This is a genomic window from Janthinobacterium sp. Mn2066 (genome assembly GCF_049319705.1).
Classification (GTDB): domain Bacteria; phylum Pseudomonadota; class Gammaproteobacteria; order Burkholderiales; family Burkholderiaceae_D; genus Janthinobacterium.
Window position 1 is genome coordinate 43,664 of record NZ_JBMOUF010000009.1, and the last position, 13,420, is coordinate 57,083.

Sequence of the window (13,420 nt, forward strand, 5' to 3'; positions counted from 1 at the left end):
GACTTACTTGTGGGGCTGGAACGGCTTCTGCTGCACGGCAAAACCGGCGCGCAAGGCCGACACGGCCGCTACCCATAAAATCAGTCCGGCGCCCAGGCAACCACCGGGATTGACGGGGCCGTGGCGCAAGGTCAGGGGGTAGCCGATGGCCCACACGCACAGCGCCAGGCCGATCGCCACATGGCGGCGGGCCTTGAACAGCCAGGCCAGTGGAAAGAAATGCAGGCCGACGATGAGGATAACAGCGGGAATGAACCATGCCTGCAAGCCCATATTCTTGAGTACATTGCCGACGATAAAAATGGCAATCCACTGGGCCGCGTTGATGATGTTGAACAGCTTGCCTGAACGTTTTGCCTCCGGCGTATCCTCCTGCGCCTTGTGGGCGGCGCGGTTGCGGCTGAACTGGCGCCAGGCCAGCAGGAACAGGAAAGCGGCGATGGCGGCGATCGGCAAGACCTTGAGCGGCTGGGCGCCATAGCTTTGCACGCACCAGGCCGCTACCCAGGCGCCGCCGAAAATGGAAAAAAACATGGCGCCGATGGCGCTGCCGGCGAGTGCCGCGGATGGGTTCGAGATTTGCATGGTCATGGGGGTGATTGAAGTTCAGGAACAACGCTTATTCCAGCATCGCACAAAACGTATCGGCAGGCCCGTTGAGTATCACGCCGCTGGGCCAGCGGTGGCTGCGCTTTTGGGCGCGCAGCAGCGAGGCGGCCAGGGCCGAATCGCCATCGGCGCCGTACACGAAGACAGGCATGTCCAGGGTGGCGGCGTCGGCCAGCAGATGCGAGTTGGCATCGAGGCTGCGCGCATCGACGTGCACGCCCAGGGGCATGCCGATCTGCTGCTGCATGCGCTGCAGCCAGGCTTTATCCAGCCTGGGCGGGCGGGCGCCCTTCGCGGCAAGGCGGCTGGTCTTGTTTTCACCAGCCGCCTGGGCCTGGCGGACATCGGGCACGACCACGCCCAGATAACCTTGCGGATCGGCGCGGCGGGCGCAGACGAGGTTGTTCGGCACGCTGGACGTCAAGAACCAGTTGCCATGTTTGATGTTGCTACGCAACTGCGCCACCAAGGTTTCCACCGGTGCACACGAAGGCAGCACATCCCTGATTTCCGCATTCAGGGTTTTATCCGGGAAAGCCGTGGCCAGGTCCGCGATGTCGGCCACGAAAGGCGGCGTTTCCGCCGTCAACACACCGTGGTTTTTCATGCGGGCTGCGCGCCAGTCATCGCTATCCATCTGCTTGACGGCGCGCGGCTGGACCGTATCGACCACCCTGCCCGTCAGCAAGTCGTGATACACCACCCAGTTGCCGTCAGCCAGCACTTGCAGATCCGTCTCGACCCCATCCCAGGTGCCAAAATACGCGTTGCGCAGGGCACCCAGGGAATTTTCCGGCGCATCACCGGCGCCGCGGTGGGCGTGCACCTGCATGCCCAGGCAATCGGCATGGGCCACCGTACTGAACATGCTCAACAGCAGCGCCAGCGCGGCCGCCTTGTTTTTTTTCTGGCTGATCAACATAGTTCTATCCCTGTAAGCATGGCGGAAATTTTCTCATATGACTGGGGGAATCCCTAAAGTTTATCTATTTGACAGTATCAGCATGATCTTCGGCAGGTTCAGGCTGGCTCAGTTACACTGTTCGCCACCTTCCAGCGGAATCCATCACATGGGCGAACAACCATCCACATTGGCTGCGCAGCAACTTGCAACTGGCCAACAGCTTCACCAGGCAGGCAAACTGATCGAAGCCATCAACGCTTACCAGGCAGCCTACAAGCTCGATCCGCACCTGGCCGAAGCCCAGCATGGCCAGGGACTGGCGATGCTGCAACTGGGCCAGCATGCGATGGGCATCGGGCTGATCAAACTATCGCTCAAGCAACAGCCCGACAACGCGCTATTCCACTACAACCTGGGCAATGTGCTGCGCGCCACCGACAGCGAGGCAGCGCTGGCCAGCTACGCCACGGCGGCGCGGCTGGCGCCAGGCGAACACGATTACGCCATCGTCCATTCCGAATTGCTGTTGACGAAGCAACGCTTGCCCGAAGCCATCGCCGAACTGGAGCGCGCCCATGCGCTGCGCCCGGAACGCTGGCAAAACCTGCAGGGACTGGCAGAACTGTATTACCGCACGGGCCAGCAGGCACTGGCGCTGGCCCGTTATACCACGGGCCTGGCGCTGCATCCGGCGATGGCGCAAGCCTGCCGCATCGGCTTTGCCAGCCCGCAAGCAGAGCGGCCTGAAACACTGGCCACGCTGGAAGTGGCCGATGACTTGCGTGACTTCCTGCTGGAAACGGATTTGCGCATCATCGACGACTTCCTGCCCGACCCGGCCGCCTGGCGTGCCCATGCACTGACCCTGCCGTTTGCGCCGCAGCGTTATGCGGGGCAAAACTATCCGGGCAGCCAGACGGAAGGCCAGCCTTGCCAGGACATCATGGAGCGCATCGCCACGGCGCTGGGCCGCGCAATCCGTTTCATTTCGCCCGACAACGCCTCCTATCGCCTCAGCCATGCCGATGCGACGGCACGCACCGATATCCACGTCGATAACGAAACGGGCAATAATTTCCAGTTTTATGCAGGCGTGCTGTACCTGAACCCGCCGGAACAATGCGAAGGCGGCACCACCTTCTGGCGCCATCGTCCCAGCGGCTGGACGCGGCGCCTGCCGGAAGCCGAGGTCAAGGCCGGCGGCTATCCCAGCTTCAAGGAATTCCAAAAGCGCTGGCTGCCCAACAGCAAGGTGCAGAAATTCAATGAGTTGCAGGCGCAGCGCGACAGCTGGCAAGCCTTGCTGGAAGTGCCCATGCGCCACAACCGCTTGATCGTGTACAAGGGACATTACTTTCATTCGATCAGCAAGGTCTTCGGCGACACGCCGGACAATGGCCGGCTGGTGCAGCTGTTCTTCTTCGAAGTACCGGAAGAACCGCCACACTGATCAGGCATCGGTGGTAAAGCGGTACACCGTTTCCGTCTGATACGGTTTGCCTGGCCGCACTATGCAGTCAGGAAAATGCGGCTGGTTCGGGGAATCCGGAAAATGCTGGGTTTCCAGGCACAGGGCGCCGCGCCGTTGCAACGGCCCCTGCTTGCCCGTTTGACTGTCGTCAAGGAAATTGCCCGTGTACAGCTGCACACCAGGTGCTTGCGTGTACACCTGCAGCCCCCGTCCCGAAGCAGGATCGCGCACGGTGGCCGCCAGGTCCAGCGATGACGCTGCCTGTTTATTGAGCACGAAGTTGTGATCGTAGCCGTGCCCAAAACGCAGTTGTTCATGCTCTGCATCGATGCCGGCGCCCACCGCCGTGGCGCGGCGCAAGTCAAACGGCGTGCCCGCTACCTGGGCCAACTCACCGGTGGGTATCGACCCCGCATCGACGGGCGTGTAGCGGTCGGCGGCGATCATCACTTCGTGTCCCAGGATATCGCCCTGCCCCGCCAGGTTGAAATAACTGTGATTGGTCAGGTTGACGGGCGTGGCCTGGTCCGCCACGGCGTGATAACGCAAGCTCAAGGCATTGTCATTATTCAACTCGTAGACCAGGGTCACGTCCAGCCGGCCCGGATACCCATCTTCGCCATCGGGACTGCTACGGGTGAACACGATACCAGCCGCATCGTCTGTCTGATACGGCTCGGCAGCCCACATTACCTGGTGAAAACCTTGCTCGCCGCCATGCAAATGATTGACGCCATTATTCACGGCCAGGCGGTAATCGCGACCATCGAGGCTGAAGCGTCCGCGTGCAATGCGGTTGGCAAAGCGCCCCACCACGGCGCCCAGGTACCAGCTATTGCTCAGATACGGCGCGACGCCATCGAAGCCCAGCACCACGTCGGCGAATACACCATGCCGGTCTGGCGCCTGCACGGCCTGGATGATGGCGCCAAGGTCCAGCACAGTGATGCGCAGACCCTGGCGGTTGACCAGGGTGTAGGCAGTCACCTGCGTGCCATCGGGCAATTTCCCGAACGGGGCGTGACTTACGGAAACAGACGAAGCAGTCGCAACACGGGTCATGGCATCTCACAAGGTGATGGTTGATGAATGGCTAGAAATACCATAAACCAAGACCTTGCGGCCATGAAAATTTAATTATTTGTCAAATAATTGCACCACGCCCGTCATATTGATTTCGCCCAGCCCCTGCTCGATGGCTTGCTGGAAGACGCCATGCGCGGCCGCAATCGTGGGGATGGTGTCGCCATCGCCCGCCGCCGCAACGGCATAGCCGAAATCTTTTTCGATCAGGGCAATCGGAAATTGCGGGGCGAAATTCCCGGTGAGCATGGTCGAGACCAGATAGTTGTTGACGGGCGCCCATACCGGCGTGGCCGCAATCGCTTTCAAGGCCGCATCCACGTCCGCACCATTGCGCTTGAGCAAACCAATCACTTCGGCCAATGCCGTCACCTGTATCCCCAGCAAGGCGTTGGTGGACAGCTTGGTCAAGGCGCCATTGCCGAGCGGTCCCACCAGATGCACGGCGCCGCCCATGGCCTTGAGCAAGGGCTGGCAACGCTCCAGGGTCGCCGCCTCGCCACCGGCCAGGAAAATCAATAACCCCGCTTCGGCCTGCGGGCGGGAACCGGCCACCGGCGCTTCCAGCAACTCGACGCCCTGTTCGGCGGCCTGCGCACCCAGTTCGCGGATCCAGCCTGGCGTCACGGTCGAACTTTCGATGGCGACCGTACCCGCCGCCATGCCGGCCAGCGCACCGTGCTCGGCATCGAGCCAGACCTGGCGCGAGGCGGCATCGTCACGCAGCATGGCCAGCACAAAGTCGGCGCCCGCCACCGCTGCCCGCGGTGTCGCCGCCTGCCGCGCACCCGCTGCAACCAGGGAGGCTGCCGCCTGCGGCGTGCGGTTCCAGACGGTCAGCGTATGGCCAGCCTTCAGCAGGTTGGCCGCCATGCGCGACCCCATCGCGCCCAGGCCCAGTACGGTAATCTTGCTCATTGTGTTCTCCTTGAAAAATATCAACCTTGGCGCGATGTGCGCTGGCGGGTAGCGATCACCACGATCAACCCCGCCAGGATAAAGCAGGCAGAGACACCGGGAATCGGCGCCGCTCCTGCACTGTTAATGATCAGTCCGCCGATCCATGCGCCCAGGCCAATCGCCGCGTTAAACACGGCCACATTGATCGAGGTTGCGGCGTCTTCACCGCCCTCTATCCTGGACGCCTGCTTGAACACCATGGTTTGCAACAATACCGGCAATGCGCCATAGGCCGCGCCCCATACCGCCAGCGTGGCCAGCATGGCGCCATAGCTGCTTACCGCCATATTCATCGCGACCAGGCTGACGGCAAGCAGGGCCGTCACGATCACCAGGCAAGTCCGCAGCGACTTGGCGGCAAACGGTGCAATGGCAAAATTGGTGATCACGCCAGCGCCGCCGTAGACCAGCAGCATCACGCTGATCTGGCTGGCAGTCTGTCCCGCGACCTGTTCCAGATACGGTGCAATATAGGTGTAGGCCAGGAAGTTGCCCGTCACAATCAGCGCCGTCGTCGCAAATACGGCCAGCAAGCGACCATCCTTGAGGATGGCCGACATCGCGCCGCGCGTGGAAGACTTGGCAATCTTGACAGCAGGCACGGACCAGGCGATCACGGCAAACACCAGCAAGCTCAGCACACTCAGCGCAGCAAAAACGGCGCGCCAGCCTTGGTGCTCACCTAAAATCGTGCCGGCGGGAATGCCGAGTACGGCAGCCAGAGACACGCCGCCGAAGACGATCGATGTGGCGCGTACCGCATGCCGGGCGGCAACCAGATGCACGGCCGTCACCACGGCGGTCGACCAGAAGACGCCAATGGCGGCAGCCACCAGCATGCGACCGATCAGCACGATGAAGTAGCTGGGCGCCAGATAGGTAGCCAGGTTGCCCAGGCAGCAGACTGCCAGCAGTGCAGCCATCAACAGCTTGCGGTTGACGGAACTCAACATGCTCGTCAATGGCGCGGCCGTAAGCGCCACCATGAAGGCAAAGCCCATCACCAGGTAGCCTGCCTGGCCCAGTGAAACGTGCAAACCCTCGGCCATCGAAGGCAGCACGCCCACGGGCATCAGTTCGGTGCTGACAAAAGTAAAACAGCCCAGGCTGAGCGCGCTCACGGCGGCGGCGCTGCGCGCCCTGGACGTCTTGGCACCCTGCGCATGCGGCGCAGGGATTGAAGTATGGGTGGTCGTCGATTGCATAGATATCCCGATAAAATTAAGGCATCGCCACGCCGGACAAGCGCGCGCAAGCCGAGAGAAAACGTTCCTGGATGGCCATATCGCGCGCTGCCTGCAGCGCTCCGGCAGGCCGTTGATGGTAAAAGTAGCCGCCCGTCACCTGTGTGGCAGGATCGGTGCCGGCAGCCAGCCAGGCCTGCGTACGCGGCGCCAGGTTCAGGTCATCGGGAGCACTGGCGCCGCCCATCTTGGTAGCTACCCAGCCCGGTTCCAGGCTGTTCGACAGCACGCCGGGCCAGCGGCGCGCCACGGCAAACGCCAGCAGCAGGTTGTGCAGCTTGGAATCGGAGTACGCCTGGGTGCCATCCCATGGCCGCTTTTCCCAGGCCAGGTCATCCAGCGAAATATCGCCATGCTGATGCAGCTTCGAGCTGATGTAGACCAGCCGTTTCGGCGGCGTCACCAGCGCCGTCAGGATGTAGGGCGCCAGCGCGTTGACGGCAAATACGTGCGGCAAGCCATCGACGGTGGCAATCCGCTTGGGTTCCTGATAACCAACGGCCGCGTTATGGATCATCGCGTCAAAAGCGCCCAGTGCATTGATGCGCGCGGCCAGCGCCGTGGTTTCGGCGATGCTGGCCAAATCGCCCGCCAGCACCGTGTCGGCGCCCGGCACCTGCGCCATGGCGTGCTCTGCACGTGCTGCATTGCGGGCGTGCAACACGACCTGGTGGCCTTCGGCGACCAGTTGCCGTGCAGCCATCTGGCCCAGTCCGTCAGAAGATCCCGTGATAAGAATACGTGCCATTTTTTAACTCCAATCTGTCCGTTTCAAGGTGGCGACATGTCAATCCGAAAGTCAGAAGGCGCCGCGTTGGAAGTATTATGGGAGCGTGAAGATGGAATAGCGATAACATGAAAGGCATTACATTTATGCGCGAGAGGCAAGAATGAGGGCGCTCAGTTCCCAGCTGCTGGAGGGCGTGGACGGCATGGCGGCAGTGGTCGACACGCGCAGCTTTAACGGCGCCGCCGAAGTGCTGGACATGTCGCAATCAGGCGTGAGCCGGGCCGTCGCCCGCCTGGAAGCGCGGCTGGGCATCCGCATTTTCGAGCGCACCACGCGCTCGGTGCGGCTGACGGACGAGGGCCGCCATTTCTATGAGCAAGTCATGCCCCTGCTGGCCGCGCTCAGCGAGGCTACCGGCAGCGCTGCCAGCCATGTGCGCAAGGTACAGGGACGGCTGCGCATCAATATCGACCCGCTGTTTGCCCGCTTCATCCTGGGGCCACGGCTGGGCGCCTTCATGGACAGCCACCCGGAACTCGATATCGAACTGCGCACCCGTGAAGACCTGGGCGACCTGGTGGCCGACGGCTTCGACGTGGCGCTGCGCTTCGGCCACCCGCAACCGTCCTCGCTGGTGGCACGGAAACTGTTCGACACGCGCGTCTTCGCCATGGCCGCGCCCGCCTACCTGGAGCGCTACGGCCATCCAGTGGACCCCACCGAACTGGAAAACGGACAGCACCGCTGCATCCTGTTCCGCGAACCGGTGACTGGCAGGCCTTTCCCGTGGGAATTTCATCAGCGCAAGAAAAAGCTGATCGTCAAACCGCAAGGCGCCCTCACCGTCAACGACCCCGGCACCCTCTACAGCACCTGCCTGGCTGGCCTGGGCATCGCCCAGCTATTCGAACTGGGTCTCGAGCAATACATCACGTCAGGACAGCTGATCCGCCTCTTTCCCGACTGGCCCGACCACCGCTTCCCCCTGTACGCCTACTACCCGTCGCGGCATCATGTGCCGGCCAAGACGCGGGCGTTGCTGGATTTTGTGGAAAGTCTGGTGCGGTGAAGATGCGAGCTGGCAAGAAAATGTATTCGGATAAAAAAACACTGTATTTAAATACAGTTAAATAAGCTACAATCTAGCAGCAGCATCCCCTCTTAACTGGTATCACATCGTGTAAGGAGTAAGGCATGTCAAATAAAGTAACAGGGAGCAAGGTCGCTAGCAGCGCATCCTCCGTACTTCAAAGCAAATCCACTGGTTCAAACTCCAAATCAAGCGCAGGCAGTGCGCTGGCTCAAGTTGCACCAGCAAAAGTTACCTCTGCAAAAGCTGCAACCGCGGCGTCAATCGTCCTTCGAGATGGTCGAACCAGTGCTGCGGCAAAAAGTGCTGCCGGATCAACTTTAGCCCAACGAAACAAGAAGTGAGTTTTTGCCTGTGGTTCACAAATGAGCCACAGGCTTTCAAGCGCAATCAAAGAAGCTTACGACCACGCGGTGCAATCGCCCGAATGAAAGTTTTGTGGAGAATTTGGTGAAGTGATGAGAAGAAAACGGCAAGACTGACGTGGAATGAACTGCCATTAAAAATCAAATCAAATCAACAGCCTGGCGCAACACGGCACACAGCTGTGGCAACCCTTGCTGCTCACAAGTAGTGATGAACTCATCAACCGATTTGGGGGGCTTTCTTAGCCGCTCACGATATGCTTTGACAATACTCAACATCCCAATCGGATTGAGATCGTACTGAGCAATCAGAAAGTCATCGGGATGGAGTATCTCGATACCATGCTGCGAAACAGCCGCCTCTGGAAAATCTTTCAGGTTGAAGGTCACAATGGCATCAGCATGGCCAACAATCGCGCTGGCCAGGACATGGCGGTCATCAGGATCAGGCAATACCAAAGAGTCGATCAGGTATTCGTAATTATGTACTAGACAATCATCTACCGCCTCGTTCATCAAGGCAACCGTTCTGTCCAAGCTATCCGGGTGTAAATCAGGCCGCTTTCTCAGTAAATTGCGTGTCCATTCTGCATGGATGGTCTCGGTCCAGCGGGCGCGAAAAATTCCTTCTGACGCTAAACTCAGAAGCAAGTCACGCAAGGGGGCTGGATACAAAACACAAGCATCCAGCACTGCCGTATACCGATAACTTCCAGCCATCAGTAGCCCATATCAAGTTCCTGTGCTTGGTCAACCAATTCTTGCAGCGCTCGGTGTGCCGATGCCTGACGCGCTTCCTTATAGGTGACGACATCCTCAAAGCGGATGCGTCGATGCGTGCCAACCTTATGAAAAGGCATTTTTCCTTCATCCAGTAGCCGGACCAGATAAGGCCGGGACACCTGCAAGAACATGGCTGCTTCCTGGGTCGTCAGATCCATTTCTTTCGGCATGATCGCCACTGCTTTGCCTTGAGCCATGGCCCCCAGCAAATCGGCAAACAAACGCAACACCTTGGGCGGCAGCTTGAGCAAGGGCGAGTCTTCCACTCTCTCGACGCCATCCTCAACGATGGCAATATTGACCGCACGCGCATGATCCAATGCACTGACGATACAGCGCTGAGCCGCTTTAGCAAGCTCGACATCTTCCTTGTTGTCCAACCTATCCATGACGGTCGACATGACTTTCTCCTCATTTTCAGGACTGATAGCAATGAGCCGTCCTGATGCCTGGCTTGAAGCCATTGTAAACGTATTATGCGAAACAAACGAAATAAACGCAACCTCGTTCCGTAACCGAAACGATATACCGTCATGCACTGCTATGCCAGTTGCAACGCGCGTCAGGAAAAAGGGGCAAGCATAGTGAGCATCAGGCCCGCCAAACCGGCTGATTGGCACAGCAATGGCACGAATATGTGCAGATACCCGCGCAACAGCGCAGCACCGTGCAATGGTAAACAGTTGATTTATTGAGGAATGCTGGTGCGGCTGGCGGGGATCGAACCCACGACCCTTGGCTTCGGAGGCCCAAAATAGTACTAGGCTCTATGCGGATTAGCGAGTTTTTTTGCATTTGTTGGCACAATTTTGGCACACTGCTGCCCCATTTCAACGTTACCAACAAATCTCATGCCAACTATCCGCAAAAAAGGTGAGGGTCAGTACCACGTACAAATTCGCAAGCGCGGCTACCCAATCCAAACCAAGACCTTTACCAAAGAAATAGATGCAAAACGCTGGGCAACCATCATCGAGTCCGAAATGGAGCGAGGCGTGTTCGTATCTCGCACTGAAGCCGAGGCGACACTGGTCAAAGACGTGCTGCAACGATTCGCCACGGAAGTATTACCGACCAAGCGCAGCGAACAGTCTGACAAGTCTCGCATCAAAACATTGATTGAGGCATTTGGAGATTATCGTCTGGCCAGCTTGAACTCAACACAGGTCGCAAGGTTTCGTGACCAACGCTTGAAGGTCGTCGGGCCGCAATCGGTAATTCACGAAATCAATCTACTTAACAGGGTTCTTAAAACCGCCACAATGGATTGGGGTATCGCTCTTCCTGGAGGCTTACCAACGACCCAAGTACGCAAGCCAGCTAAGCCTCATGGCCGAGATCGTAGGGTAACGGAAGAAGAGCTTACAAAAATTCTGGAAGCTACAAGCTCGGTAGAATTGCGAACGATTGTTACTCTGGCTGTCGAAACAGGTATGCGCCGAAGTGAACTGGCATCGTTGTCTTGGAATGAAATTAATCTAACTAAAAAAACAGCATATTTACCTAAGACAAAAACAGATGTACCTCGTACTGTTCCTTTATCAGAAGCTGCGATCATCGTGCTAAAAGACTTTGGAATAAAAAGTGAAGGAAATATTTTTTCTTTGCGAGCTGAATCTATAAGTCAAGCATTTGAAAGGGCTTGTAAACCTCACCGTGCAAACATCGTTGGGCTAAGATTCCATGACTTGCGCCATGAGGCAACTAGTCGACTATTTGAAAAAGGCTTGAATGTCATGGAGGTTGCAACAATAACAGGTCATAAAACTTTAGATATGCTTAAGCGATATACTCATCTGCGAGCTGAAGATTTAGCCAAAAAAATATAAGGCAAATTACTTTCTTTCCATTTTATAAAAAGCATGCTCTTTATCTAAAAAAACCACATAGAAAGTATTGCAATCATATCGTTCTCCGCACGAATGAAATTTATTATTATAATCTGAAGGCAATACAAATCCCACTAATCTAACAGCTGACTCCAATCGAAATCTACCCCATTGCGCCTGATGAGGGACATGTTTAGGCAAAGTAAAATCACTGTTGCTTGGAAATGCACCATAAACTTCAAGAACATGACCAGATTTTTTTCCGATTGGCTGTTTTCGCCAATGATTTAGAGAATCATTCGAATAATCTTTTATTTTTTCAAACAACTTAATCAGCTGACCATGATCCCATTCATCAAATGACTGACTTGCCTGTTGTTTATAAAAATATGAAAAATTAAATTTACACCGCTTAGTTAATGTATCGTCGTCCAGTTCAATGCTTGCAACGGGTATTGTGGCAAGGAAACTTCCCTTTTTATTATTATCAAATCCGCTCATACCCTCGGCACGCCTCCAATTCGACCTTCATTGTAGATGGGACTTATTGGTCTATCATTACGCAAAATGTCTCCAGGAATCTCATCAAGTCGATAGACGTAACTCTCATTATTATCCTTAGCAACAAGATATGATCGATAGCGCCCTAAATAGTTTAGTATTGCCGAATCATGCGTAGAGAAAATCAATTGTGCGTTGTGAACATTTATGTCTGAATCAGAAAAAAGATTTAATAATTTAGGCAAAATATGAGGATGGAGATTCAAATCAAACTCATCCAATGCCAAAACACCTCCTACACGAAGAATGTCTTTATACATTGAAAGACGCCTAAACAAACTTTTGGTCCCACTAGATTCCGTCAAATCTGAAATTATATGTGGGACTCCATTTACCTCATGAAAAAACATTGGAAACATTTCATCATTTCCACTTTTGTTTTTAAAACTATGAATTTCAATATCACTAATTCCAATATCACAATCCATAATAAAATCTTTTACAAAATCGAAAACATCCTTATCTTCACTCAAATACTTAGAAATATCAGCAACATTTATAGGCTCTTCGTGCAATCCAGAAAAAGAAACGTTCGTAATTATCGCCCGGAAAAACATGTAGACCTCTTCCAACTGCGGCAATTCATATTGATAGGAAGTAGAAATTATTGATGCATTTTTTCTCAATTTTACATTATCAAGACCACTTAGAGAATTTATTCTCATAGAGATTGAATTATTAACCCTCTCTAATATTTTTACTTTTTTTGATCGGGTCCGGTAAATTGCTTCTCGCTTTACTTCATGTTCCGTTGTAGCAAGCTCATATCGATAAATTTCAGAACCGATTGAAAACTCTGCATAAAACTCGCTAGGTTCAGTGCTATCAAAAAACGGAAGTACGCCGGTTGGTCCATCTGGCTTAGTAGAAAAAGAATCAGTACAAAAATGGGAAAGGAATGATAATCCTTTTAATACCTGCGTTTTTCCGGAACCATTCGCTCCTTTTATGCAAAGCAAAGTAGCAAAATTTTTCCCATTAGAAATAGACGCAGGGCAGTTAGCATCCAATCTAAAAGATATATTCGCACCTTCTTTAAAAGAAAAGAAGTTTTTAATTCCAAATTCCAATAACATTTAAGCTCCAAAGGACATACCAAAACAGGGTTTTTCGTCTATTTTGACGAAAAACATAATTTTCATTCTAACCGAAAATAAGCTGCCATGCATGGACTAAAATGTCAATATATTGCATTTTTTTGCACTTACCATGAGTGATTTAGGTCAAACTCACCACTATGGACATCTTTGTCGAGCTCGCACCGAGGCCAAGACCCAGAAAGATAGACGGTTCTGGGAAGACGCTTAAGTTCAAGTTGCAATGCGTTGCCCTCAACGTTACCAACTAATGTGATGCACGTCCGACAAGGCATACGCTATCCTCAAGCCAGAGGCGGCTGGCATCGTCGCTGGCCGGGACGACCGGCCAAAACGCTCCTACATGCCACCGTGAGACAAAAGGGTTCCGCTTCGCTCCAGCCCTCGCGGGCCTCAAATCGCCCTTTTCCGGTGAACATACTGTAGATCGGCAAGCAGAAATAAGTCGCGCGCAACGAAAATAGTAATACTTAAATAAAAAGTCATAAATGCAAGGGTATCCAGGATGTACCTAGTCACAAATCGAACCTGCATTTATCGCTGATAACGCTCTGACACTCTTGCAGAAAGTCCGCATCAGCCTTGGGTAATTCAGCCAGCGATGACCAACTCGGGCGAACAGGGCGCTGGATGATAGCGTCACCGCTGCCCGTAATTTCCAACTCCCCGCCCCCATCATAAGTCACGAACTGAG

14 protein-coding genes are annotated in these 13,420 nt (G+C 55.0%); 4 read left to right on the forward strand and 10 right to left on the reverse strand.

Going from position 1 to position 13,420, the window contains the following annotated elements:
• Positions 1-3: 3 nt before the first annotated feature.
• Together ACL9RI_RS18300 and ACL9RI_RS18305 are read right to left on the reverse strand one after the other, a co-directional pair.
• Positions 4-591, reverse strand: a complete 588-nt coding sequence (locus ACL9RI_RS18300) for a hypothetical protein (protein ID WP_422727937.1) — start codon at positions 589-591, stop codon at positions 4-6.
• Between the two features lie 28 nt (positions 592-619).
• The gene (locus ACL9RI_RS18305) at positions 620-1,531 is read right to left on the reverse strand and encodes a glycerophosphodiester phosphodiesterase (protein WP_422727938.1); all 912 of its coding nucleotides are present in this window, start codon (positions 1,529-1,531) and stop codon (positions 620-622) included.
• 148 nt (positions 1,532-1,679) lie between these two features.
• On the opposite strand from ACL9RI_RS18305, the gene ACL9RI_RS18310 reads away from it, so the two are divergent.
• Positions 1,680-2,963, forward strand: coding sequence for a DUF6445 family protein (locus tag ACL9RI_RS18310; protein ID WP_422727939.1), 1,284 nt, complete (start codon positions 1,680-1,682; stop codon positions 2,961-2,963).
• Here ACL9RI_RS18310 and ACL9RI_RS18315 read toward each other — a convergent pair whose 3' ends face one another.
• The 4 genes from ACL9RI_RS18315 to ACL9RI_RS18330 all read right to left on the reverse strand — a co-directional run bounded on the left by ACL9RI_RS18315 (position 2,964) and on the right by ACL9RI_RS18330 (position 7,019).
• Positions 2,964-4,046 carry an aldose epimerase family protein gene (locus ACL9RI_RS18315; RefSeq protein WP_422727940.1) on the reverse strand — a complete coding sequence of 361 codons (1,083 nt, stop codon included), beginning with the start codon at positions 4,044-4,046 and terminating at the stop codon, positions 2,964-2,966. It lies immediately after the preceding gene.
• A gap of 75 nt (positions 4,047-4,121) precedes the next feature.
• A complete protein-coding gene (locus ACL9RI_RS18320) occupies positions 4,122-4,985 on the reverse strand; it encodes an NAD(P)-dependent oxidoreductase (protein WP_422727941.1) in 864 nt (287 codons plus the stop codon).
• A 20-nt stretch (positions 4,986-5,005) separates the two neighbouring features.
• Complete coding sequence (locus tag ACL9RI_RS18325) at positions 5,006-6,232, reverse strand: MFS transporter (RefSeq protein ID WP_422727942.1); 1,227 nt, start codon at positions 6,230-6,232, stop codon at positions 5,006-5,008.
• Positions 6,233-6,248: 16 nt separating this feature from the next.
• On the reverse strand, positions 6,249-7,019 hold the full coding sequence (locus ACL9RI_RS18330) for an SDR family NAD(P)-dependent oxidoreductase (protein WP_422727943.1): 771 nt from the start codon (positions 7,017-7,019) through the stop codon (positions 6,249-6,251).
• A gap of 142 nt (positions 7,020-7,161) precedes the next feature.
• Between ACL9RI_RS18330 and ACL9RI_RS18335 the strand changes: the two genes are divergently transcribed.
• Positions 7,162-8,070 carry a LysR family transcriptional regulator gene (locus ACL9RI_RS18335; RefSeq protein ID WP_422727944.1) on the forward strand — a complete coding sequence of 303 codons (909 nt, stop codon included), beginning with the start codon at positions 7,162-7,164 and terminating at the stop codon, positions 8,068-8,070.
• Between the two features lie 125 nt (positions 8,071-8,195).
• A complete protein-coding gene (locus tag ACL9RI_RS18340) occupies positions 8,196-8,435 on the forward strand; it encodes a hypothetical protein (RefSeq protein ID WP_422727945.1) in 240 nt (79 codons plus the stop codon).
• 162 nt (positions 8,436-8,597) lie between these two features.
• On the opposite strand, the gene ACL9RI_RS18345 is transcribed toward ACL9RI_RS18340, so the two are convergent.
• Positions 8,598-9,176 carry a PIN domain-containing protein gene (locus ACL9RI_RS18345; protein ID WP_422727946.1) on the reverse strand — a complete coding sequence of 193 codons (579 nt, stop codon included), beginning with the start codon at positions 9,174-9,176 and terminating at the stop codon, positions 8,598-8,600.
• The gene (locus tag ACL9RI_RS18350; protein ID WP_422727947.1) at positions 9,176-9,640 is read right to left on the reverse strand and encodes a helix-turn-helix domain-containing protein; all 465 of its coding nucleotides are present in this window, start codon (positions 9,638-9,640) and stop codon (positions 9,176-9,178) included. The genes ACL9RI_RS18345 and ACL9RI_RS18350 overlap by 1 nt, the downstream gene beginning before the upstream one ends.
• Before the next feature lie 450 nt (positions 9,641-10,090).
• Here ACL9RI_RS18350 and ACL9RI_RS18355 point away from each other — a divergent pair, with 450 nt between their 5' ends.
• Positions 10,091-11,068, forward strand: a complete 978-nt coding sequence (locus ACL9RI_RS18355; RefSeq protein ID WP_422727948.1) for a tyrosine-type recombinase/integrase — start codon at positions 10,091-10,093, stop codon at positions 11,066-11,068.
• 6 nt (positions 11,069-11,074) lie between these two features.
• Here ACL9RI_RS18355 and ACL9RI_RS18360 read toward each other — a convergent pair whose 3' ends face one another.
• Together ACL9RI_RS18360 and ACL9RI_RS18365 are read right to left on the reverse strand one after the other, a co-directional pair.
• Positions 11,075-11,569: a hypothetical protein gene (locus ACL9RI_RS18360; RefSeq protein ID WP_422727949.1), complete on the reverse strand. Its 495-nt coding sequence runs from the start codon at positions 11,567-11,569 to the stop codon at positions 11,075-11,077.
• Positions 11,566-12,705, reverse strand: a complete 1,140-nt coding sequence (locus ACL9RI_RS18365; RefSeq protein ID WP_422727950.1) for an AAA family ATPase — start codon at positions 12,703-12,705, stop codon at positions 11,566-11,568. The genes ACL9RI_RS18360 and ACL9RI_RS18365 overlap by 4 nt, the downstream gene beginning before the upstream one ends.
• Positions 12,706-13,420: the final 715 nt, after the last annotated feature.